General features: G+C 34.7%; 21 protein-coding genes. 9 read left to right on the top strand and 12 right to left on the bottom strand.

The features are described from left to right. Positions 1-1,062 carry a YncE family protein gene (locus tag AAT17_RS01500; protein ID WP_060522593.1) on the top strand — a complete coding sequence of 354 codons (1,062 nt, stop codon included), beginning with the start codon at positions 1-3 and terminating at the stop codon, positions 1,060-1,062. 63 nt (positions 1,063-1,125) lie between these two features. Here AAT17_RS01500 and AAT17_RS01495 read toward each other — a convergent pair whose 3' ends face one another. From AAT17_RS01495 to uvrA, 3 genes are all read right to left on the bottom strand, one after another. Continuing rightward, positions 1,126-1,701 carry a hypothetical protein gene (locus AAT17_RS01495; protein ID WP_042278667.1) on the bottom strand — a complete coding sequence of 192 codons (576 nt, stop codon included), beginning with the start codon at positions 1,699-1,701 and terminating at the stop codon, positions 1,126-1,128. Between the two features lie 248 nt (positions 1,702-1,949). Further along, a complete protein-coding gene (gene corA, locus AAT17_RS01490) occupies positions 1,950-3,032 on the bottom strand; it encodes a magnesium/cobalt transporter CorA (protein ID WP_060522592.1) in 1,083 nt (360 codons plus the stop codon). Positions 3,033-3,111: 79 nt separating this feature from the next. Further along, a complete protein-coding gene (gene uvrA, locus AAT17_RS01485) occupies positions 3,112-5,916 on the bottom strand; it encodes an excinuclease ABC subunit UvrA (protein ID WP_060522591.1) in 2,805 nt (934 codons plus the stop codon). 209 nt (positions 5,917-6,125) lie between these two features. On the opposite strand from uvrA, the gene AAT17_RS01480 reads away from it, so the two are divergent. Both AAT17_RS01480 and AAT17_RS13390 read left to right on the top strand, forming a co-directional pair. Continuing rightward, positions 6,126-6,713: an RNA polymerase sigma factor gene (locus tag AAT17_RS01480; RefSeq protein WP_042278668.1), complete on the top strand. Its 588-nt coding sequence runs from the start codon at positions 6,126-6,128 to the stop codon at positions 6,711-6,713. Positions 6,714-6,801: 88 nt separating this feature from the next. Continuing rightward, the gene (locus AAT17_RS13390) at positions 6,802-6,948 is read left to right on the top strand and encodes a hypothetical protein (RefSeq protein ID WP_167341906.1); all 147 of its coding nucleotides are present in this window, start codon (positions 6,802-6,804) and stop codon (positions 6,946-6,948) included. An 83-nt stretch (positions 6,949-7,031) separates the two neighbouring features. Here AAT17_RS13390 and AAT17_RS01475 read toward each other — a convergent pair whose 3' ends face one another. The 3 genes from AAT17_RS01475 to AAT17_RS01465 form a co-directional block, all read right to left on the bottom strand. Then, positions 7,032-7,991 (bottom strand): D-2-hydroxyacid dehydrogenase, encoded by a 960-nt coding sequence (locus AAT17_RS01475; RefSeq protein ID WP_042278669.1) that lies wholly within the window; start codon positions 7,989-7,991, stop codon positions 7,032-7,034. Positions 7,992-8,023: 32 nt separating this feature from the next. Beyond that, the gene (gene serC / locus AAT17_RS01470) at positions 8,024-9,085 is read right to left on the bottom strand and encodes a 3-phosphoserine/phosphohydroxythreonine transaminase (protein WP_060522590.1); all 1,062 of its coding nucleotides are present in this window, start codon (positions 9,083-9,085) and stop codon (positions 8,024-8,026) included. 73 nt (positions 9,086-9,158) lie between these two features. Beyond that, on the bottom strand, positions 9,159-10,271 hold the full coding sequence (locus tag AAT17_RS01465; protein WP_060522589.1) for an acyl-CoA reductase: 1,113 nt from the start codon (positions 10,269-10,271) through the stop codon (positions 9,159-9,161). Between the two features lie 35 nt (positions 10,272-10,306). On the opposite strand from AAT17_RS01465, the gene AAT17_RS01460 reads away from it, so the two are divergent. Further along, positions 10,307-10,657 (top strand): 4Fe-4S dicluster domain-containing protein, encoded by a 351-nt coding sequence (locus tag AAT17_RS01460; protein WP_042278672.1) that lies wholly within the window; start codon positions 10,307-10,309, stop codon positions 10,655-10,657. Positions 10,658-10,732: 75 nt separating this feature from the next. Here the strand turns inward: AAT17_RS01460 and AAT17_RS01455 are convergent, their stop codons facing one another. The 5 genes from AAT17_RS01455 to AAT17_RS01435 are packed head-to-tail and all read right to left on the bottom strand — an operon-like array spanning position 10,733 to position 13,781. Beyond that, on the bottom strand, positions 10,733-11,569 hold the full coding sequence (locus tag AAT17_RS01455) for an alpha/beta fold hydrolase (RefSeq protein ID WP_060522588.1): 837 nt from the start codon (positions 11,567-11,569) through the stop codon (positions 10,733-10,735). A gap of 55 nt (positions 11,570-11,624) precedes the next feature. Beyond that, positions 11,625-12,284 carry an ATP-binding cassette domain-containing protein gene (locus AAT17_RS01450; protein WP_060522587.1) on the bottom strand — a complete coding sequence of 220 codons (660 nt, stop codon included), beginning with the start codon at positions 12,282-12,284 and terminating at the stop codon, positions 11,625-11,627. After that, the gene (locus AAT17_RS01445; RefSeq protein WP_085774614.1) at positions 12,263-12,550 is read right to left on the bottom strand and encodes a hypothetical protein; all 288 of its coding nucleotides are present in this window, start codon (positions 12,548-12,550) and stop codon (positions 12,263-12,265) included. The genes AAT17_RS01450 and AAT17_RS01445 overlap by 22 nt, the downstream gene beginning before the upstream one ends. Before the next feature lie 4 nt (positions 12,551-12,554). Next, positions 12,555-13,367, bottom strand: a complete 813-nt coding sequence (locus AAT17_RS01440; RefSeq protein WP_253279779.1) for a hypothetical protein — start codon at positions 13,365-13,367, stop codon at positions 12,555-12,557. Between the two features lie 51 nt (positions 13,368-13,418). Further along, a complete protein-coding gene (locus tag AAT17_RS01435; RefSeq protein ID WP_060522585.1) occupies positions 13,419-13,781 on the bottom strand; it encodes a DUF2200 domain-containing protein in 363 nt (120 codons plus the stop codon). Between the two features lie 141 nt (positions 13,782-13,922). Here AAT17_RS01435 and AAT17_RS01430 point away from each other — a divergent pair, with 141 nt between their 5' ends. Genes AAT17_RS01430 through AAT17_RS01420 form a run of 3 tightly spaced genes read left to right on the top strand, consistent with a single transcriptional unit; the run spans position 13,923 to position 19,194 of the window. Further along, a complete protein-coding gene (locus AAT17_RS01430) occupies positions 13,923-16,871 on the top strand; it encodes a GH92 family glycosyl hydrolase (RefSeq protein WP_060522584.1) in 2,949 nt (982 codons plus the stop codon). 36 nt (positions 16,872-16,907) lie between these two features. Continuing rightward, positions 16,908-17,894: an isoaspartyl peptidase/L-asparaginase family protein gene (locus AAT17_RS01425; protein WP_060522583.1), complete on the top strand. Its 987-nt coding sequence runs from the start codon at positions 16,908-16,910 to the stop codon at positions 17,892-17,894. Position 17,895: 1 nt separating this feature from the next. Further along, positions 17,896-19,194, top strand: coding sequence for a sugar MFS transporter (locus AAT17_RS01420; protein ID WP_060522582.1), 1,299 nt, complete (start codon positions 17,896-17,898; stop codon positions 19,192-19,194). 86 nt (positions 19,195-19,280) lie between these two features. Here the strand turns inward: AAT17_RS01420 and fumC are convergent, their stop codons facing one another. Continuing rightward, entirely contained in the window at positions 19,281-20,675 is a 1,395-nt protein-coding gene (gene fumC, locus AAT17_RS01415) for a class II fumarate hydratase (protein WP_060522581.1), read from the bottom strand. Positions 20,676-20,888: 213 nt separating this feature from the next. On the opposite strand from fumC, the gene AAT17_RS13385 reads away from it, so the two are divergent. Together AAT17_RS13385 and AAT17_RS01410 are read left to right on the top strand one after the other, a co-directional pair. Further along, entirely contained in the window at positions 20,889-21,062 is a 174-nt protein-coding gene (locus AAT17_RS13385; RefSeq protein WP_167341914.1) for a hypothetical protein, read from the top strand. A gap of 146 nt (positions 21,063-21,208) precedes the next feature. Further along, positions 21,209-21,949, top strand: coding sequence for a YebC/PmpR family DNA-binding transcriptional regulator (locus AAT17_RS01410; RefSeq protein WP_060522580.1), 741 nt, complete (start codon positions 21,209-21,211; stop codon positions 21,947-21,949). The last annotated feature ends 69 nt before the right edge of the window (positions 21,950-22,018 follow it).

Raw genomic sequence — 22,018 nt, 5'->3', positions numbered from 1 at the left:
ATGAACAGAATTTTAAAATTTCCTCTTTACTTAATGGCTATTGCTATTTTATTCACATCTTGTAGTGAAGACGATGATGTAAACGGTACAGCACCTAGAGGAGAATACGATGGTGGTTATTTTATACTACATGAAGGTGGTGGACCATTAAGCCCTTTTACTTATGTAGATGATAATGGTACCGTAGATACAAATGCATTTGAAACTGCAAACCCTACTGAACTACCTTTCGGTGGATTCAATCAAGATATGTTTTTTAGCGATGATAGAGCGTTCGTTATTTCGGGTCAGTCTAGTAGTGTTACAGTTTTAGATAGATTCTCTTTATCCTTAATAAATACTGTAGACACGGATTTTGAAAATCCTAGATATGGTGTGGTAGTAGGTAATAAAGCTTTTGTTACAAATTCAGGCGATTTTATGTCAACTGCTGATGATTTTGTTACAGTTATTGACCTTAATGATTATAGCACCTCAACTATAGTAGTTGGAGACGTTGTCAATAGAATTTATGCTGCAAATAACAATGTTTATGTTTTGAATGGATCATTTGGAAGTGGTAATGCAATAACAGTTATCAATCCTGATTCTGAGTCAATTATCGGCACTATTGACCTTGGAGCTGGTAACTCGCCAGATACTGCAGTTTTAAACGCTAATTCTTTATACGTTCTTGCTAACAATGGTGGTGCAACAGGTAGTGTAATTGAAATAAATATAGGTACTAATGCTATCGTGAATACAGTAAGTTTACCAGCATCTTTAACAACGCCTAAGCACATTTCTATCGATGGAGCAACAACCTATTTTACAAACGGCACAGCGGTTTATGGCTACGCAACAAATAATCCTCAAATATCAACTACACCAGTTTTAGAGTATAATTCAAGTTCTTCATTTGGTGCCATGTATGGATTTACCGTGAAAGATGGTATTATTTACATTGCTGATGCAGGAGACTTTGTTTCCAATGGTCAGGCATTTGAATATGATTTAAATGGTAACCTTATGACAACCATTTCAACCGGTGTTGCACCCAATGGATTTTTCTTTAATGATTAATGTCAAAATAGTTTCAGTATTAAAAAAGGCTTTTCTTAATCGAAAAGCCTTTTTTAATTGATATTATTCCTTGAAAAGTCTAGCCTTCTGCATGACTGTAATAGGGTAGGCGCTTACCTCAAAACCTTCGGCTTCGCCTGCCAGCTCTTTACTCTCTAATGGACTAAAGCTTATAAGAAACTCAATGTACTCCTCATTAAAAATTAATGTTGATGTCAATAAATTACCAGCCACTTCATAGGTACTGAATAAGGTGTTTTCACTATAAGCTGTTGGTAAAATTATTCCATTATTTTCATCAAGCTCAAATAAATTAGGATTATTCGTTTTTAATAAGGAGTAAGGTCTTTCTGATCTTTCTTCTCCATAAAAAATTTTATAATCATATTTCAATGAATCTTGAGTAGCAAGAAGATGCAATTCCATAGGAATTGAATTTAACCCGTTACTTGTGGTAATATTCAATTTTCCTTTATAAATACCTGTATAATCTTCGGGAAATAGTAATAAATCTGAGTTCGTTTTAACATTTTGTTCAGCTTTTGAGGTGGTCAAAACGTCAGTTTCTCCATTATTGGTTTCATTTTTACAAGATATTAGAGTAAAAACAAGTAGTAAAATTGGAATATATTTCTTCATGATTTTAATAAATATAAGGACTTAATTATAGAATGGTCTAAAATTAGAAAATCCCGAGCAGAAGAATACTGCTCAGGACTTTCACTAACCAACCAAAAAACTTTATGAAAATTACTCTTAATAACCTTCGCCTATTTATATGCAACTGCTGTGCCAAACACAACCTTTCATCTAAAAAGGCGTGCAAAAATACAGCGAGTATCTGCTTCAAACAAAATGATAAATGTTAAAATTTTATCTAGTCAAATTTATAACCATTTTTTGAATTTAAAAAATACTATTAATCCTACAAACATTACCGCACAGATTATCCAAAAATACATGTATCCGTGTTCCCATGTAAGCTCGGGAATATGCTCAAAATTCATCCCGTAAATTCCTGCTAGAAAAGTCATTGGGATAAATATGCTACTTATTATAGTCAATACCTGCATGATTTGATTCATCTTATGACTTACGCTAGATAGATACATATCTTTTAATCCTGTATTTATTTCTCTGTAGGATTCAATTGTCTCAATAATTTGTATGCAATGATCGTAGGCATCTTGAAAATAAGCTTTTGTCTGTGGTTGTAAAAACCTAGATTCTTCTTTTAAAAGCCTGCTTATTGATTCTCTTAATGGATAAACCGAACGTCGTAAATTAATAAGTACACGTTTGTTATTTTGTACTTTATTTAGAGATTCTTTTTCTGGGTCATTGAATATTTCATCCTCTAGAACGTCTAGATAATCTCCTATTTTTTCTATAGCAATAAAATAATGGTCCAGCACGCTGTCTATAAGTGCATAGAAAAGATAGTCACTGTCTGATGTTCTTATTCTGCCATGATTATTTTCTATCCTACTGCGCACACTCCCAAAAACATCACCAGTTTGTTCTTGAAAAGTTACAACCTCATGTTCATTTAAGATTATACTTACTTGTTCTTGTTCAATATCATGATCTTTTTCATCATAAGAAATCATTTTAATACATTGAAATACGTAATTGGGATAGAACTCTGTTTTAGGGCGTTGTGTAGTATTAGCTACATCTTCTAGTAATAAAGGATGAATATCAAATCGTTTCCCTATTTTTTTAAGTTTTTCTATATCGTGAATTCCGTCCAGATTGTACCATTTTACATAATCATTGGGTAAACTATACACAATTTTATCATGCTTTTCATAATGCTCTGGACCGTAAGCTATAGTTTCAGTTATTACTTCACCTTCACGATGAACTCCTACGTAAGATATAGTTCCTGGTGGTGTGAATACTGTTTGTGAAGTTTTAGGCGCTGCCTTTCTTTTAATTCTTAGTTTATTAATGATTTTTTTAGGCATAGCTATTTTATTATACTATTAAAGTTACTATTTATTATGCTTTCGCGAAAGCGCAATTATAACAACCTAACAAGTAGAATTACTTCAATTTTTGAGAAATATATGGTGCGGTATGACTTTCTTTTACCTGAGCAACTTCTTCTGGAGTACCAAATGCTACTAGATTACCTCCTTGTTTACCACCGTCGGGACCTAGATCAATAACATAATCGGCGCATTTTACTAAATCCATATTATGTTCAATTACGATAACAGAATGTCCTTTGTCAATAAGAGCATTAAAACTGTCCAATAATTTATTGATATCATGAAAATGAAGACCGGTAGTAGGTTCGTCAAAGATGAATAACGTTTTATCTGCAGTGGTTCCTTTAACGAGAAAACTCGCAAGTTTAATACGTTGTGCCTCACCACCAGATAGGGTAGAACTACTTTGTCCTAGGGTTACATATCCTAAACCTACATCTAACAGCGGTTGTAATTTTTTTGCAACCTTATCTTGTTTGTTAGTTTTGAAAAACGCAACGGCATCACTTATTGTCATATTAAGAATGTCGTGAATGTTTTTACCTTCAAATTCTACTTCTAGAATTTCTTTTTTAAACCGTTTACCATTGCATGTTTCACATTGTAAGGTGACATCGGCCATGAACTGCATTTCAATGGTTACTTCTCCTTCACCTTTACAAGTTTCACAACGACCACCTTCTACATTAAATGAAAAATGTTTGGGTTTGTAATTGCGAATTTTTGAAACCTTTTGAGTTGCAAATAAGTTTCTAATATCATCGTAGGCCTTTATGTAAGTAACAGGATTAGAGCGAGAGCTACGACCTATTGGGTTTTGATCAACAAATTCTACAGTTTTTACATTTTCAAATTTTCCTTCTATACTTGTGAAATGACCTGCCTTTTTACCATAACCACCTAATTTTTTGAGAATAGCTGGATATAATATTTGTTTTACTAAAGTAGATTTACCGCTACCGCTTACACCAGTAACCATGGTAAGAACTCCTAGTGGAAACTTAACATCAATGTTTTTAAGATTGTTTTGCCTAGCACCTTTTATATCTATGTAGTACTTGAAGTTTCTACGTTTGCTAGGTACAGGAATCTCTAGTGATTCATTTAGGTACTGTGCAGTTAGACTGTTTTGATTTAAAATTTCTTTTAGTGTTCCAGTAGCCACCACTTCACCACCGTAGGTTCCTGCCTCTGGACCTATATCGATAATTTCATCGGCTGCTTGCATGATTTCCTCATCATGTTCTACTACGATCACTGTATTTCCTAAGTCTCTTAGATTTTTGAGAACTTTAATTAATCTAGTGGTGTCTTTAGGGTGCAATCCTATACTGGGCTCATCTAGAATGTACATGCTACCAACTAAACTACTACCTAAGCTCGTAGCGAGATTAATGCGCTGGCTTTCTCCACCAGATAAAGAATTTGATTTACGATTCAAGGTAAGATAATCTAGACCTACATCACTCAAAAATTGTAAACGACTATTTATTTCTATAAGGAGTCTTTCGGCAATTTTAGCATCATGTTCCGAAAGTTGTAGTTGATCAAAAAACGGAATTAATTCCTTGATGGGTAACGTGACAAGATCTGTAATAGTTTTATCATCAATTTTAACGTAGTTAGCCTCTTTACGTAATCTCGTACCATGACATTGTGAGCATTTTGTTTTTCCACGATAGCGTGATAACATCACACGATTTTGAATTTTGTACGCTTTGGCTTCTAGCTCGCTAAAGAAGTCATTAATTCCTTCAAAGTACTTATTTCCTTCCCAAACTATATTTTTTTGCTTTTCTGTTAACTCAAACCAAGGGCGGTGAATTGGGAAATTGAATTTTGATGCATTTTTAATTAATTGATTTTTATAATAGGACATGCTTTCCCCTTTCCAAGGGAATACTGCTCCTTCATAAACAGATAGTGCTGTATTAGGAATAACAAGATCCTCATCAATACCTATTACATCACCATAGCCTTCACATTTTGGACAAGCTCCATAAGGATTATTAAAACTGAATAAATGTACATTAGGTTCTAGAAACTCCATGCCATCTAATTCAAAAGCATTACTAAACATGTGCTCTTTATCTTGTTTTACATGTTCTATATAAGCTGTTCCTTTTCCTTCGAAAAAGGCGGTTGAGACAGAATCGGCTAGTCTGTTATAAAAATCTTCATCATCCTTTTTAACAATTCTATCTACAACAATTCTCAAAGAATCCTTTTCTTTATAAGTAAGATCTTCATCGTCTATTCGATAAACGGTATCATTTATTTTTAATCTAGTATATCCTTGTTGCTGTAATACTTCTATTTGCTCTTTGACCGAGCGTTTACCTTTGACAATCAATGGTGTTGTGAGAAGCATTCTACTACCATTTTCTTGCTTTTTTACGTAATCGATTACATCGCTTACAGTGTCTTTTTTTACTTCATTCCCAGAAATAGGAGAGTAGGTGCGTCCTACGCGAGCATAAAGTAATTTTAAATAATCGTAGATTTCTGTGGTTGTCCCTACCGTACTTCTAGGATTTGTTGAATTTACTTTTTGTTCAATAGCTACTGCCGGAGCAATACCCTTGATATATTCGACTTTAGGCTTGTTTAGACGTCCTAAAAATTGTCTTGCGTATGAGGATAAACTTTCAACATACCTACGTTGTCCTTCTGCATATAATGTGTCAAATGCAAGAGAAGATTTACCACTACCTGATAAACCGGTAATTACTACCAGCTTATTACGTGGTATGACTACATTGATATTTTTTAAGTTGTGAAGTTGCGCTCCTTTAATTAAAATATTCTCCTTTGGATTAAGAGTATCTATTTCTTCAAAAAATTCAGTCTTTGACATATTACAAAAATACACCCTACTTAAACTAATATAAATTGTGACGCATCTATTAATTTGTTAAAAGTTGGTCTAAATTTTTGCATTTGTTTTATAAAAGTTTATATATTAGCCGAATACAATTGAACAACTGCCTATAGATACAATTTTACTTTAAATCACATTAACGATAAGAGTTATAACAAAATAACTCACATTAAAGTAGTTGTACTATGAGAATGGAAAATGTTCAGGATGCTGTTTTGGTTAGACAGTATATAGAAGGTAAGGAATACGCGCTAGAGGTTCTAATAAACCGACATAAACAAAAAATCTACAGTTTTATTTTTTCTAAAGTAATGGATAAAGACATTACTGAAGATGTTTTTCAAGATACTTTCATTAAAGTAATACGTACTTTAAAAAAGGGAAAGTATAACGAAGAAGGTAAGTTTTTACCATGGGTAATGCGTATAGCGCACAATTTAGTGATAGACCATTTCCGTAAAAACAAGCGTATGCCAAAATTTCAATCTAGAAATGATTTTGACATATTTGATGTAATCAGTAATGGCGCTGATTCTACAGAAACTGAGATGATACTCTCTCAAGTACATGCCGATGTAAAGCGATTAGTTGAAGAACTACCGGAAGATCAAAAACAAGTTCTTAAAATGCGTATCTACAAGGAAATGTCTTTCAAAGAAATCGCCGAACAAACTGAGGTAAGCATTAATACGGCTCTCGGTAGAATGAGGTATGCTCTTATCAACTTGAGAAAAATAATTGAACAGCACAATATTATACTAACAGATAATTAAGGTTACGTTAAAATGAAAAAAATACGGTACTGATTATAATATTGTGAAACTATGGGCGTTAAAAAAGAGAATAAACAAATTAACGCTCATGGCAAAACTTTACAATGAATCATTACCAGAACAAGTGAAACCTACTGGACCGAGCAAAGAAACGATTAAGTTTTTACTCAATTTTTCAAAATCGTTACACATTACTAAGTATAACAAAATGACATTTGAAGCATCAAAGAATTAAACTTTAAATTTTTGATTTCTAGAAGAAAACCCCATTCATAAAGCTACTATGAATGGGGTTTTTATTTGTTATTAGATATATTATTATCCTAATATTGCTTTAATTTGATCAGCAAGTTCAACTCCTATTCGGTCTTGAGCTTCATTAGTAGCAGCACCAATATGGGGACTTAATGATAGTTTACTATTCATAAGTAATTGCACCTCTGGTTTAGGTTCTTTTTCAAAAACATCTAATGCCGCAAAAGACAAGTGCTCGTTTTCTAAAGCTTCTACAAGAGCTACTTCATCTAAAACACCACCACGAGCAGCATTTACCACAGCCGCTCCTTTTTTCATCATTTGAAATTCTTTAGTTCCTAAAACATATTCCGATTGAGCTGGCACGTGAAGAGTTATAAAGTCCGCATTCTTAATAACATCTTCTTTCTCTAACAACGGAATTTCTACGGTAACAGATTGCCCATCAAAAAGGTCCCAGCTTACTTTTGGATTTGTTGTAGCATTATGATCATATCCTACAACATTCATTCCTATTCCTGCTGCAATTTTTGCAACTTCTTGACCTATACGACCTAAACCGATTATTCCAATCGTTTTTCCGCGTAATTCTACACCTTTGGCATATTGTTTTTTAAGCCCTTTGAAATTTTCATCACCTTCTAACGGCATGTTACGATTTGCATCATAAAGAAAACGTACACCACCGTATAAGTGTGCAAAAACAAGTTCGGCAACACTAGCGCTACTTGCAGCTGGTGTATTAATCACCTTAAGTCCTTTATCACGTGCATACTCCACATCGATATTATCCATTCCTACGCCACCACGGCCTATAATTTTAAGGCTTGGACAATTATCAATAATATCTTTACGTACTTTAGTCGCACTACGCACCAATATAACACTTACATCATTATTATTGATGTAGTTAACTAATTGGTCTTGAGCTACATTTGTTGTGATCACCTCATAGCCAGCTTTTTCTAATTCGTTAATTCCGCTTTGAGAGATACCGTCGTTAGCTAATACTTTTTTGCTCATTCTTAATTTATTTGTTCAATTATTGGGACTAATTATGCTTTACGTTCTAATTCTTTCATTACATCTACTAGAGTCTGAGCGCTCTCTAAAGTAAGAGCGTTATACATACTTGCTCTATAACCACCTACAGATCTGTGACCATTCAATCCATTTATCCCTGCTTCTTGCCACATTGTATTGAAGGTGTCTTTATGATCCTCGTTCACTAAGTTAAAGGTAAGATTCATCATAGATCTGTCTTCTTTATTTGCTACAAACCCTTCAAAAAGTTCATTGCGATCAATCTCATCATAAACTAATGCTGCTTTTTCATTATTAATTTTTTCAATCCATTCAATTCCTCCATTATCTTTTAACCATTCCATCGTCAACATACTCACATAGATAGGAAACACTGGTGGTGTGTTGAACATAGAGTCTTTACTTATATGGACTTGATAATCTAGCATGGAAGGAATGCTGCGTGACACCTTTCCTAATATGTCTTCTTTCACCACAATAAGAGTAGTACCAGCTGGACCCATATTTTTTTGTGCACCGGCATAAATAAGATCGTATTTAGAAAAATCTCGCTTACGTGAAAAAATATCACTACTCATATCACATACCATAGGAACACTTACAGTTGGGTCGTCCTTTAACTGAGTTCCAAAAATGGTATTGTTAGTTTGAAAATGAAAGTAATCAACATCACTAGGTACTGTGTATCCTTTTGGTATATAATTGAAATTTTGATCCTTAGAAGAAGCAACTTCAATCACATCACCAAATAATTTTGCTTCCTTAATCGCCTTAGTAGACCATGTACCAGTGTTTAAATAAGCAGCTTTACTTTCAAGTAAGTTATAGGCAACCATTAAAAACTGCATACTTGCGCCACCACCTAAAAAGAGTGCTTTATAACCTTTATCGGTAAGATCTAGGTGTTCTAGTGCTAAATTTTGAGCCTTTTCCATCACCTCAACAAAATCCTTGCTACGGTGAGAAATTTCTAGAATACTTAAATCGTTAAAATTAAGAACAGCTGCAGCTGCTTTTTTGAAAACTTCTTGAGGTAAAATACAAGGTCCTGCGCTAAAATTGTGCTTAAGCATAATGGTGTTTTTGAATGTACCACACAAAAATGCAAAACAAAGCGTTTAAACTTGTTATAATTCCAATAAGATTTTAAGATAATGTCAACAAAAACGATATAGTGTCTACACCATCAGCGTAATCATTTAAAGTAGGACACTGGGTTTGACCAAAATTAACGAATTGTGGTGCCGCTAGATCTTTAAAATTAGGAGCTAGTTTTTCACGATCTACATCATTAATAACCACACATTGCAAACTTTCTGCTTTCTGACTAATTTCTTTGGCAACCTGTTCAAGATTATCGTAATAGCTGTACCCTAAAGAAGCAATAGGCGATGAGAAACTTTTATTCTCTTCCTTAATTAATAGAAACTCATTATCAAGTAAATCAAATTCACTCATTAAGTAAACAGCCTTGTTGTAATCATAATTATTCGTGTACTTTTCAAACTTGATTAAATTACGCTGTTTATACATGCCATTAAAAAACAAATCAAAGTTGTAACCTCTAGGAACTTTAAGATGGCTTACGCTACGACAACCTAGGCCGAAGTATCTGAAGACATCTTCACTCAGCGCTTCCATATCCTCTAAAGTTTCTTTTCCTGTTATTACCGCTATACTATTACGGTTTTTTCTTATGATGTGCGGTTTCCCTTTAAAATAATATTCAAAATACCTCGATGTATTATTGCTTCCTGTCGCAATAACAGCATCGTATTCTGGTAATTGTCCTTTTACAAAACTATACGAGCTAACTAAGTCTTCCTTATATGTAGATGCCATATCCAATATTAAAGGTATAAGCACATCATCATTACTGCTATTTTTAATGATAGCATGATGACCACTTATTATTACAGATAAAACATCGTGAAATCCAACAAGTGGAATATTACCGGCTGTTATAATGGCTACTCTTTTACCGTTAACCTTTTTTAAATCGTATCCATTGGTCCATTTTTCAAGATTTTCAGGTAATAGAGCTTGTGACCATTGGGTAATAGCATGAATTAAGTTTTCTCTTGTGAACCAGCTGTTTTTTCTTTCAGCCTGCTGCAAACTTTCTTCTATGCGTTGATTCCAAGAATTTGAGGATTCAATGTTTGGATCGGGTTGTAAAAAAGAGGATAGTAGTTGTCCCGCTTTCGCGAAAGCGGAAATTCTATCATTTAACGTGGTATTAATTGCCAGTGATTTCAATGGGCATTATTTTTGTGCAAAAGTAAAGAAAAGCTATGGCAATCATAATTACTGACGAATGTATTAATTGCGGCGCTTGTGAACCGGAATGTCCAAATACAGCTATTTACGAGGCTGCAGATGACTGGCGCTATGCTGATGGTACCGACCTGGATGGGCAAATTGTTTTACCTAACGGTAAAGAAGTAGATGCAAATGAAACTCAAGAGCCTGTGAGCGATGAGTTCTATTATATTGTTCCTGATAAGTGTACAGAGTGTGTAGGTTTTCATGAAGAACCTCAATGTGCTGCAGTTTGTCCTGTGGATTGTTGTGTTCCAGATGAGGACATTGTAGAAACTGAAGAGGAATTAAAAGCTAAACAAGCTTTTATGCACAAGGAATAACCTGATTATTAGATAAGACAAAAGCCGATACTTTTTAAAGTATCGGCTTTTTTTATTTATTATGAGTCTCACTTATTATTGGCCTAAAAAATTTAGAAGCAGCTTATTAAGTTCTTCTTTATGGGTCACATACAAACCATGTGGCGCGTTTTCTATAATTTCTAATTTTGAGTCCTTAACTAAAGAATGTCCTTGTTTTGAACTAGGCTCGATAGGAACGATTTCATCTGCGCCTCCGTGAATGAATAGGGTAGGAACATCAACTTTTTTGAGTGCCTCACGTAAATCAGTACGTCCAAAAGCACCTATACAATCTAGCGTTCCCTTAGGACTTGCTTGAGATGCTATTTGGAAATTATAATTAAGTTGACCTTCAGAAACGCGATCCTTGTTGTCCTTATAGTTCACAAATCCTTTACCAAATTCTTTTAAGAAACCTAATCGATCTTGTTTCACATTTTGCTCCATACCTTTAAAAACATCATCTGGAGCACCAGTTGGATTATCATCTGTTTGAAGTAGGAACGGTGCTATACTGGCAACAAAAATTAGTTTATTGATTTTATCGGTTCCATAATCGGCAACGTATTGTGCTAGCTCACCACCACCCATTGAAAAACCAACTAGGGTGACTTTTTCAAGTTCAAGTTGATCAATTAGATCATGTAAATCGCTAGCCATCGTTTTGTAATCGTAACCTTTATAAGGCCTAGAACTGCGGCCAAAACCACGACGATCATAAGTTATCACTCTATAGCCGGCTTCTATTAAATCAGGAACTTGGTATTCCCACATTGCACCGCTCAATGGCCAGCCGTGTATAAGTATAATAGGATCTCCATCTCCTTGATCTTCAAAATAAATACTAGCATCTAGATCTTTTTGATCGGTAAGTTTTTCTAAGTAAGGCATAAAATTTTTGATTTCAAGTTAAAAAGACTAAGGTAAACTGTATTTTATAGAATTGTTAATTTGTTAGATAATCGGGTAAATAAGATAATCCCTTTAATTCCTTATTGGATTTTATCTCTTTAAGGTGTCGATTATTCAGGTAAAATAGACGATCAGAAACTTTGAGGACGTCTTCATATCGATGATCAGAAAGTATAAAACCTTTGCGTGCTTTCATTTCATTGATGGAAAGGCATATTTCATCAATAACCAAGGGACTAAGTCCATTAAAGGGCTCGTCTAGAATGGTAAACGCTTTAGGTTGGTATAAAGTTATTAAAACCTCAATAAGTCTTAATTGTCCACCAGAGAGATCTTTTGGTTTGTTATTTAAAAAAGGTTGAATCAACTTATGATTAAACAACCTATTACAATTAACCAATTTTAAAATGGTTTTTACTCTTATTTGATTGGGTAAAAAATGATGTTGCGGCAAGTAATTAATGAATTTAGAGATAGTAGAGCTACTATTTATGGGGCGATCATTTATGGAAACAAATGGATGAACTGATTTTTCTAATCCAGTAATAATTTTAAATAATGTTGATTTACCTGAGCCATTACGTCCAATTACCGCGACGACTTGGCCAGTTTTACAACCTAAATAGATGTCGGATAATAATTTTTGATCACCAAAAGATTTTTCAACACTATCTACCTGTAGTATATTATCCATACTAGTACATTCAACAAAACAATAACTAAATAAAATAGGATTGTAGATAACCACAATCTTTTACGCGACCATCCTAGATTAAAATAAAAAGCATATTCTTCTGGTTTTCTATATTCATATTGAACATAGTGAGTAGAAACTCCTACTAAGGTCGCGATTTGACCAAAACTATTCCAACTACCTACTAATAAAGTAATACATACAGATAAGAATAAGCTTAACGGTATCAATTTATAATGAAAGAGTAGTAAAGGTTTTAGATTCATTAGTTTAATTGGAAACTAAAAGTTTTTTCGCAGTTTTAAAACTGCACTTTTGATATTTTTTATAAGATTCAGCAGCTCGATTTGTTATTTCATCGTTTGATTCTGAATTTAAATAACCTTTAATGGCAGAGTCTAGAATATATGATTCTGGCGCCATTAACCCAGTCGTCCAAATCAAATTATTAACCTTGCAATCTTTAAGAGCTGGTTCAAAATAATATTTACTATAGCATGCAAGAATAATAATGTCACGATTTTTTCCATCTAAAGTCTCATAATTTTTATCCAAATTAAAATCCATTAATCCATTATGACCTTGATACGTTATCAATTCTGAATTTCCTGCTATTCCTATAGTTTGATTATTGATAACAAGAGTATCTTTTATTTTTCCAGAAGCACTTCCTAGTAAGAATTCAGTAGCTTTTTTAATATGTCTACCGTTATAGGCATCGGCGATTAAATAACAATTTTTAGTCTTATGTTTAAAAATTAGTCTTTCTAATATAACGGAATCTATAAATTCGCTTCGTAGTAAATTCCACTCAAGGCTTTTCTTAAACGTGGTTTTTAATCCATAAGAAGCACCCCAATAGAGATTAGACTTTGTTTCTTGACCGTTACCTAAAAAAGAAGGAACAGGAGCAATACCTTGATATTTATTGTCACATAAGGCTACAACCGAATGTATAACCTTTGATTCGGAATCAAATTCAATTTCCCTTACCGTTTCAACATAAGCGGAAGTTGGTTGTTCAAGTTCTTCCTTTTTTGGATTTTCTTCCTTATTGTAATCATTGTTTTTGCATGATAACATAAAACTTAAGAGAATTATACATAAATAGGTACATCTATTTAGTATCATATATTATCCTCTTAAAATCTTTTCCATTTTACGCCCTTTAGCCAGCTCGTCTACTAATTTGTCTAAATATCTGGTTTGTTTTGTAAGTGGAGTTTGAATTTCCTCAATACGATATCCACAAATAACACCTTTAATCAACTCAGCATTAGGGTTGATGGTGGCTTTTTCAAAAAACTCTTTAAACGTAACTTTTTCTGCAATTTTATTTTCTATATCCTTTTCGCTATAGCCAGTAAGCCATTGAATTACTTCGTGCAATTCTTCTTTAGTCCTGCCTTTCTTTTCAACTTTAGTTACATAATGTGGATAAACAGAAGCAAAAATTAATTTGGCAATGCGTTCATCGTGTTCTGGTGTGGTAGACATAATCTCAAATTTATAACTAATCAAATTTAAACTTTATTACGCAAAAAAGCTTGATGCTTCAAATCAGTCTGCCGTGATTATCAAACAGTTTGCTATGTTGCATATTCTTTATCTTTAACAATTCAATATCAAAAACTAGCTTTGAAAAAACTTATAACCTTATTTGGCGTTGCTTTATTGTTTGTATGTTGTAAAGAAGACGCCACTTCAATTTCTGCTGCTTATCAATCTAAAGAGCTTACCTCACTTGTCAATCCGTTTATAGGAACTGGTGGTCATGGACATACTTATCCTGGTGCAACAATGCCGTTTGGGATGATGCAATTATCACCAGATACTCGTTTAGATGGATGGGATGGTTGTAGTGGATATCACTACAGCGATGATAAAATCTATGGTTTTTCTCATACTCATTTAAGCGGTACCGGCGTGAGCGACTATGGTGATATTTTATTGATGCCTACGCGTGAGCCTATACTCAACAATGAAACCGATGGTAAAGAAGGATACCGTTCTTCATTTTCTCACGACAATGAAAAAGCGAGTCCTGGTTATTATGAAGTACACCTGGACGACACAAATATTGATGTGCGATTAACTGTGACGGAACGTGCTGGAATACATGAATATCGCTTTCGCGAAAGCGAATCAAATCAACAACCCGATAACCATTATGTCATTCTAGATCTTTTACATCGCGATAAATTGCTAGAACACGACATTCAATTTCTTTCAAACACAGAAATACAAGGAAAACGATTTTCTAGTGCATGGGCGGCAAAACAAATGTTGTTTTTTTATATGAAAACGTCGCATCCTATTAAGAATTGGAATACTGATTATGAAGTAACGCCTAAGGTGATGGCTCTTGAATTCGACAATCCAAACAACGAACCCATCACTATCAAAATAGGAATTAGCCCAGTAGATGAAGCTGGAGCTAGACGTAATCTTGAAACCGAGATAGGCGATAAAAGCTTTGACGAAATAAGGCAATTGGCCAATGAAACATGGGAAAAAGTACTCTCAAAAATTGTGGTTGAAGATGACAATGAAGATAATCTAACCAATTTCTACACCTCATTGTATCATACAATGATTGCTCCTAATTTGTACCAAGATGTTGATGGTCGCTATCGCGGGATGGATTTAGAAATTCATCAATCAAATGAATTTAATTATTACACTGTTTTCTCTATGTGGGATACCTATCGCGCTGCTCATCCATTGTACACTATCATTGATGAAAAACGTACTAACGATTTTGTAAGTACCATGCTGGCAAAATATGACGAAGGCGGTATTCTTCCTATCTGGGATTTAAGCGGTAATTACACGGGTTGTATGATAGGATATCACGGTGTTCCTATCATAGCAGATGCTTACATGAAAGGGATTAAAGACTATGATGTGAATAAGGCCTATGAAGCCATGAGACACAGCGCTATGCAAGACAAGCTAGGCCTAAAACACTATAAATCTTTAGGCTATATACCAGTAGAACAAGAAAGTGAGAGTGTTTCTAAAACACTGGAATATGCCTACGATGACTGGACACTAGCCCAGGTTGCAAAAGATCTGGGAAAAACTGAGGACTATAAGTTATTTACACAACGCGCACAGAATTACAAAAACTTATACAATCCAGCTACGGGATTTTTCCAAGGTCGCCAGCGTAATACATGGTTCTCACCTTTTAAACCAGAAGAGGTAAATTTCAATTATACTGAGGCAAACGCATGGCAATACAGCTTGTACGCACCACAAGACATTTCGGGTCACATTGTATTAATGGGTGGCGAAGAGGCCTATGAAGAGCATCTGGATCAAATGTTCAGTGCGCCTATGGAAACAAGTGGTAGACATCAGGCTGATATTACTGGGCTTATAGGTCAATATGCTCATGGAAATGAACCATCTCATCACATGGCATATTTGTACAATTTTGTAGGTAAACCACATAAAACGCAAGAAAAGGTTCACGAAATTTTGACAACGCTTTATACAAACGAACCAGACGGTATTTCTGGAAATGAGGATTGTGGTCAAATGAGCGCGTGGTATGTATTGAGCAGCCTGGGCTTTTATCCAGTGACACCTGGAAGTAATGACTATATCATCGGGACACCTTTGTTTGATAAAGCTACCATTCATCTAGAAAATGGGAATAAATTGACGATTATTAAAAAGGGTAGTGGTAAGTATATAGCCAGTGTTGATTACGCTTTCGCGAAAGCGGAATTACAACCACACACTCAATCATTCATCACCCATGAACAAATAAACAGAGGTGGAACACTAGTATTTACCATGAGTAAAGAACCTACAGATTGGGCAGTAGAAAAATCTAACAGACCAAAATCTGCAATTGAGGAGTATCCCATAGTTACAGCACCCTTTTTAGAAAAGGGCTCCATCGCTTTTACCGATAGCACCGTGGTTCAATTAAACACTTTACAGTCCAATGCACAAATGTTTTATATGCTGGGCGATAGTAGCTGGAAAGAATATTCTAAACCCATCACCATTTATAATGCTGGAGACCTAACGGTTATTTCTAAAAAAGATGGTGCTAGCAGCCCAGCGGTAACTACCACATTTTATAAGTACGATAACGATATTAAAATCACACTTAATCACAGCTATGCCAATGAATACAGTGCTGGTGGAAATGATGCCTTGATTAATGGCATGCAAGGAACAGAGGATTTTCGCTCTGGAGCATGGCAAGGAACTCAAGGTGAAAATTTGGATGTTACCATTGATTTGGGTGAATCAAGATCTATAAATAGTATTTCACCAGGATTTTTAAAGGATCAACGCAGCTGGATTTTTTACCCAAAAGATGTGACTTTTGAATTCTATGATGAGAATAACAACTTACTAAAAAAGATTTTTAAAATGTTACCTGAAACAGGTAAAGAAGAAGAGTCTGCCGTTTATAGACCTAGATACGAAACTCCTGGTTTAAATAAAGTGAGGTATATAAAAATGAAAGCTACTACGTATGGTAAATTACCAGAATGGCATTTAGGATATCCGTATGATGGTGAGGCTTGGATTTTTACCGATGAAATAGTCATCAATTAAATAAAAGAAAGTTAATCACAATCAACCATTACTTTTATGCAACGAAGAAAATTTATAAAGCAAAGCGTCCAAGGTAGTATCGCTTTATCTCTAGGAGCAACTGTTCTTAGTTGTGTAGAACCCAAAAAAACAGCTACAATGAAAAACACGACAAAACCTGTATCAATATGCACTTGGGGATTTACCAAAGCCAATGAAACCGCTGGACTAGCTTTAGAGAATGGTTACAATGCACTCGATGCGGCTATAAAAGGTGTAGCAGTCGAAGAAGAGAACGTAAAAAATACAACAGTTGGTAAAGGTGGTGCACCAGACCGTGAAGGAAATGTCACACTAGACGCTTGCGTAATGAACAGCAATGGAGATGCAGGTGCAGTAGTTTGTGTGGAAAATATAACTAATGTTGCTGCACTAGCCAAAGTAGTTATGGAGGACACTCCACATGTAATGCTAGCAGCAAAAGGTGCCGAAGAATTAGCTTATGAAAAAGGGTTTGTCTCAGAAAATTTGCTTACGGAAAATTCAGAAAGAGCCTATAGAGAATGGCTGAAAACAAGTGAATACAAGCCTATCATTAACATTGAAAATCACGATACCATAGGAATGTTATGTATGGATACTAACGGTGATATTGCAGGTGCATGTACAACATCGGGATTATCTTATAAAATGCGAGGTAGAGTAGGAGATTCTCCTATAATAGGATCAGGGTTGTTTATTGACAATGAAATAGGTGGTGCAGCGGCTACAGGTATGGGCGAAGAAATCATGAAAACTGTAGGAAGTTTTCTTATCGTTGAATTAATGCGTCAAGGAAAATCACCTCAAGAAGCTTGTGAAGAAGCTGTACAAAGAGTAGTTTCTAAAAATTCCGGTTACAAAGAGTTTCAAGTTGCTTACATAGCCATGAATAAGAAAGGTGAAACAGGTAGTTACTGTATTCATCCAGGATTTGCTATGATGGAGTATAAAGATCAAAAGAATACAAGAATAGAGTCTGACTCGTATATCAAAAAGTCATAATATGGCACAAGATAAAAAATACACTAGTACCTTCGCCATTGTAACTACTCTGTTTTTTCTATGGGGTTTTATTACAGTTCTAGTAGATAGTTTGGTACCTAGATTAAAGGATGTTTTTGAGCTTAATTATTTTCAAGCTGGATTAGTTCAATTTGCCTTTTTTATAGCTTACTTCATTTTTTCTATTCCAGCTGGTTTTATGTTGGATAGGGTAGGATATAAAAAAGGAGTTATAATTGGCTTATCAACCATGGCTTTGGCTTGTTTGCTCTTTTATCCAGCAAGCGAATACAGACTTTTCGGCATATTCTTACTGGCCTATTTTATGCTAGCAGCAGGAATAACTTTTCTACAGGTAGCAGCAAATCCCTATGTAGCTGTTTTAGGTCCTGAAAAAGGTGCAAGTAGTAGACTTAATCTAGCACAAGCCTTTAATTCATTAGGTACTGCCATAGCACCTATTACAGGTGCTGCATTCTTATTAAGTGACACTATATTAAGCTCTAAAGAAATAGACGCCTTATCAAATGTAGCCAAAGAAGAATATTATCTAAGAGAAGCAACAGCCGTTCAAGGTCCATTTTTACTTGTAGCAGGCTTCATTTTTTTATTAGTAATAGGATTTATTTTTATAAAGCTACCAGCAGTAAATGAGGAGAAAAAAGGAACCTATTCACAATTATTATCTAAACCTATTATATGGCTAGGAGCAGTCGGAATTTTTGTGTATGTAGGTGCTGAGGTTGCTTTGGGTAGTTATATGGTTAATTATTTTATAGAAAATGATTTACCTGTACATATTCAAAAAAGCAGTTTTATGAAAACAATCGCTAGTACCATTTTAGGGAAAAATGATCTAGCACTTGTGGATGCAAAGGCTGTTGTAGGTGCCTTTGTTTTCTTTTATTGGACAGGTGCTATGATAGGGCGATTTATAGGTTCTTTTCTTACGCGTATCTGGCGACCTCATTATGTTTTAATAGGATTTGCAATTTCGGCAGTAATTATGATTTTACTTTCGATTGTTACCGATGGTTTGTGGTCTATGTGGACGATCTTATTAGTAGGTCTGTTTAATTCTATAATGTTTCCGACTATCTTTTCATTATCTCTTGAAGGATTAGGTGACTTAAAAGCCAAAGCATCAGGAATATTATGTACAGCTATTGCCGGTGGAGCTATAATACCGATTTGTTTTGGAGCTCTTATTGATTTTTCAGGATTTAATCTGGCCTTGTTATTACCAATTTGTTGTTACTTATATATAGTTGTTTTTGGTTTTATTCGTAAAACGACGTGACAGGTACATTCCAACCAATTTTAGCATAGATAAATAAAAAGCCGCTAGTAATAAAACTAGCGGCTTTTTAATATGGATAAGGTCATCTATCTGTGACCAACCATTTCTTCTGGTTTAACCCATTCATTAAACTCCTCTTCGGTCAAATAACCTAGGGATAAGGCAGCAGCTTTAAGTGTAGTGCCTTCTTCGTGTGCCTTGTTTGCTATTTCTGCAGCTTTATAATATCCTATTTTGGTATTAAGAGCTGTTACAAGCATTAACGAATTATCTAATAGATTTTTGATTCTATCATAATTAGGTTCAATACCGCTAGCACAATTTTCATCAAAACTTCTACAGGCATCACCGATTAAAGTTGCACTTTGTAAAACAGCAGCAGCCATAACAGGTTTAAAAACATTAAGTTCGTAATGACCTTGAGTTCCACCTACGGTAACCGTTACATCATTACCCATTACTTGTGCACAAACCATTGTTAAGGCCTCACATTGAGTAGGGTTTACTTTTCCTGGCATTATTGAACTTCCTGGTTCATTTGCAGGTATAATAATTTCACCTATTCCACTACGAGGACCAGATGCCATTAATCTTATGTCGTTTGCAATTTTATTCAATGAAACGGCAATTTGTTTTAAAGCACCATGTGTTTCAACAAGAGCATCGTGTGCTGCTAGAGCTTCAAATTTATTTTTTGCAGTTATGAACGGCAGTCCAGTAAATTCTGCAATGTACTCTGCTACCTTAACATCGTAACCTTTAGGAGTGTTTAAACCAGTACCTACAGCAGTTCCTCCTAAGGCAAGTTCACTTAAATGTTTTAAGGTGTTTTCAAGGGCGATTATTCCGTGATCAAGTTGACTTACGTAACCAGAAAATTCCTGACCTAATGTAAGAGGTGTAGCATCCATTAAATGGGTACGACCTATTTTTACTACATTATCAAATTCGATAGACTTATTATGCAGGGTATTGCGCAATTGTTTTATTCCTGGAATGGTGTTTTCAACTACCTTTTTGTAGCAAGCTATATGCATACCAGTAGGGAATGTATCGTTTGATGATTGAGATTTATTTACATCATCATTTGGTTGTAAAGTTTTTTCTCCTTCACCAATTGTTTTTCCAGCGAGTTGGTGAGCTCTATTTGCAACCACCTCGTTAACATTCATATTAGACTGAGTACCAGATCCAGTTTGCCAGATAACTAGCGGAAATTGATCATCATGTTTACCTTCTAGAATTTCATCACATACTTGACCTATTAAATCCCTTTTATCTTCGGCTAGTACACCTAGATCGCAGTTTGCATAAGCGGCAGCTTTTTTTAAGTAAGCAAATCCATATACAATTTCTAACGGCATGCTTCCTGCAGGACCTATTTTAAAATTCATTCTAGAGCGTTGGGTTTGTGCGCCCCATAATTTATCAGCTGGTACCTCAACAGGTCCCATAGTATCTTTTTCTATTCTGTATTCCATTGGGTTGAATTTTGCACAAATATAAAACTTGATTAGAGTTCTATTTATAAGGTAAGGTTAATGATTTCAGTAAAGTATAGGTTGGTAGTATTTACGCTTTCGCGAAAGCGGAATCAACACCAGGTTTATCAACAATAAAATGTTTATAAATCTTAAGTGTAGTTTTCTATTTTAAGACAAAGCCCTTATCTTTGCAGTAATAAACTAAAGAACATGTTTGAATTTGATCAATTTTTAGGTTTCGGTGCATTTTTCATCATACTTTCAATAGGATTCTGGTTGATGATTCTACTTACAGTAGTAATTATTCCTTACTGGATTTTTGGAAGTACAATGGAACGTATGAAGATGAAAAGAGAGGCTAAGAAAAAAAACTTAGAATCTTAATTTAGATTTACATACATATAAGGCACCGCTTCTTTATTGAGAAGCGGTTTTTTTATGCCTTTTAATTAGATTAAACCTAGTATAAATAAACTTTGCGTGTAAAACAGTAGTCCACTATTTTTACACCTATAATTTAAATAAATAATATGGGAAGAGCATTTGAATTTCGCAAGGCACGTAAAATGAAACGTTGGAGTGCTATGTCCAAAGCCTTTACAAAAATAGGAAAGGACATTGTAATAGCAGTTAAAGAAGGTGGACCCGATCCTGATAGTAATTCTAGATTAAGAGCGGTAATTCAAAATGCAAAATCGGTGAACATGCCTAAGGCAAACATCGAACGAGCAATTAAAAAAGCAACTGACAAGAATACAGCAAACTTTGATACGGTCCTATTTGAAGGATATGCACCGCATGGTATTGCTGTTCTAGTAGAAACATCTACAGACAATAATAATAGAACCGTTGCCAATGTGCGCAGTTATTTCAATAAATGTAATGGAAGTTTAGGCGTATCAGGAAGTGTTGAGTTTATGTTTGATCACAAATGTCATTTTAGAATTGCTGCTGCCGATTATGACCTAGAAGAATTGGAACTAGAGCTTATCGATTTTGGCGCCGAAGAGCTGTTCAAAGATGAAGCCGATGAAGAAGATGAAAACTCTCAAGATGGAATCATGATTTATGCAGAGTTTGCAAATTATGGTGCTATACAGAAAGCTCTAGAAGAAATGGGTGCAGAGATACTTAGCTCCGACTTTGAATACATCCCAACTGTTCAAAAAGATCTTACTGAAGAACAAAGGGAAGATGTAGACAAGTTATTAGAAAAGTTAGAAGAGGACGATGATGTGAACAATGTGTATCACACCATGAAAGAAGAGTAGTTAGTCGACAATTAAAGTTTCTTAGAAAACTTTTTTATGTCCGACTTTTTATTTTGTAACTTTCAATCT

This window comes from Nonlabens sp. MIC269, assembly GCF_001430865.1.
GTDB lineage: Bacteria > Bacteroidota > Bacteroidia > Flavobacteriales > Flavobacteriaceae > Nonlabens > Nonlabens tegetincola.
Note: the sequence above shows the minus strand (reverse complement) of the source record. Positions and strands in the feature narration are given on the sequence as shown.

What these genes read in the sequence shown, in the direction of transcription:
- AAT17_RS01500 (WP_060522593.1), top strand. Translation starts at nt 1, where the DNA reads ATGAACAGAATTTTAAAATTTCCTCTTTACTTAATGGCTATTGCTATT.
- AAT17_RS01495 (WP_042278667.1), bottom strand. Translation starts at nt 1,701, where the DNA reads ATGAAGAAATATATTCCAATTTTACTACTTGTTTTTACTCTAATATCT.
- corA (WP_060522592.1), bottom strand. Translation starts at nt 3,032, where the DNA reads ATGCCTAAAAAAATCATTAATAAACTAAGAATTAAAAGAAAGGCAGCG.
- uvrA (WP_060522591.1), bottom strand. Translation starts at nt 5,916, where the DNA reads ATGTCAAAGACTGAATTTTTTGAAGAAATAGATACTCTTAATCCAAAG.
- AAT17_RS01480 (WP_042278668.1), top strand. Translation starts at nt 6,126, where the DNA reads ATGAGAATGGAAAATGTTCAGGATGCTGTTTTGGTTAGACAGTATATA.
- AAT17_RS13390 (WP_167341906.1), top strand. Translation starts at nt 6,802, where the DNA reads ATGGCAAAACTTTACAATGAATCATTACCAGAACAAGTGAAACCTACT.
- AAT17_RS01475 (WP_042278669.1), bottom strand. Translation starts at nt 7,991, where the DNA reads ATGAGCAAAAAAGTATTAGCTAACGACGGTATCTCTCAAAGCGGAATT.
- serC (WP_060522590.1), bottom strand. Translation starts at nt 9,085, where the DNA reads ATGCTTAAGCACAATTTTAGCGCAGGACCTTGTATTTTACCTCAAGAA.
- AAT17_RS01460 (WP_042278672.1), top strand. Translation starts at nt 10,307, where the DNA reads ATGGCAATCATAATTACTGACGAATGTATTAATTGCGGCGCTTGTGAA.
- AAT17_RS01455 (WP_060522588.1), bottom strand. Translation starts at nt 11,569, where the DNA reads ATGCCTTACTTAGAAAAACTTACCGATCAAAAAGATCTAGATGCTAGT.
- AAT17_RS01450 (WP_060522587.1), bottom strand. Translation starts at nt 12,284, where the DNA reads ATGGATAATATACTACAGGTAGATAGTGTTGAAAAATCTTTTGGTGAT.
- AAT17_RS01445 (WP_085774614.1), bottom strand. Translation starts at nt 12,550, where the DNA reads ATGAATCTAAAACCTTTACTACTCTTTCATTATAAATTGATACCGTTA.
- AAT17_RS01440 (WP_253279779.1), bottom strand. Translation starts at nt 13,367, where the DNA reads ATGTTATCATGCAAAAACAATGATTACAATAAGGAAGAAAATCCAAAA.
- AAT17_RS01435 (WP_060522585.1), bottom strand. Translation starts at nt 13,781, where the DNA reads ATGTCTACCACACCAGAACACGATGAACGCATTGCCAAATTAATTTTT.
- AAT17_RS01425 (WP_060522583.1), top strand. Translation starts at nt 16,908, where the DNA reads ATGCAACGAAGAAAATTTATAAAGCAAAGCGTCCAAGGTAGTATCGCT.
- AAT17_RS01420 (WP_060522582.1), top strand. Translation starts at nt 17,896, where the DNA reads ATGGCACAAGATAAAAAATACACTAGTACCTTCGCCATTGTAACTACT.
- fumC (WP_060522581.1), bottom strand. Translation starts at nt 20,675, where the DNA reads ATGGAATACAGAATAGAAAAAGATACTATGGGACCTGTTGAGGTACCA.
- AAT17_RS13385 (WP_167341914.1), top strand. Translation starts at nt 20,889, where the DNA reads ATGTTTGAATTTGATCAATTTTTAGGTTTCGGTGCATTTTTCATCATA.
- AAT17_RS01410 (WP_060522580.1), top strand. Translation starts at nt 21,209, where the DNA reads ATGGGAAGAGCATTTGAATTTCGCAAGGCACGTAAAATGAAACGTTGG.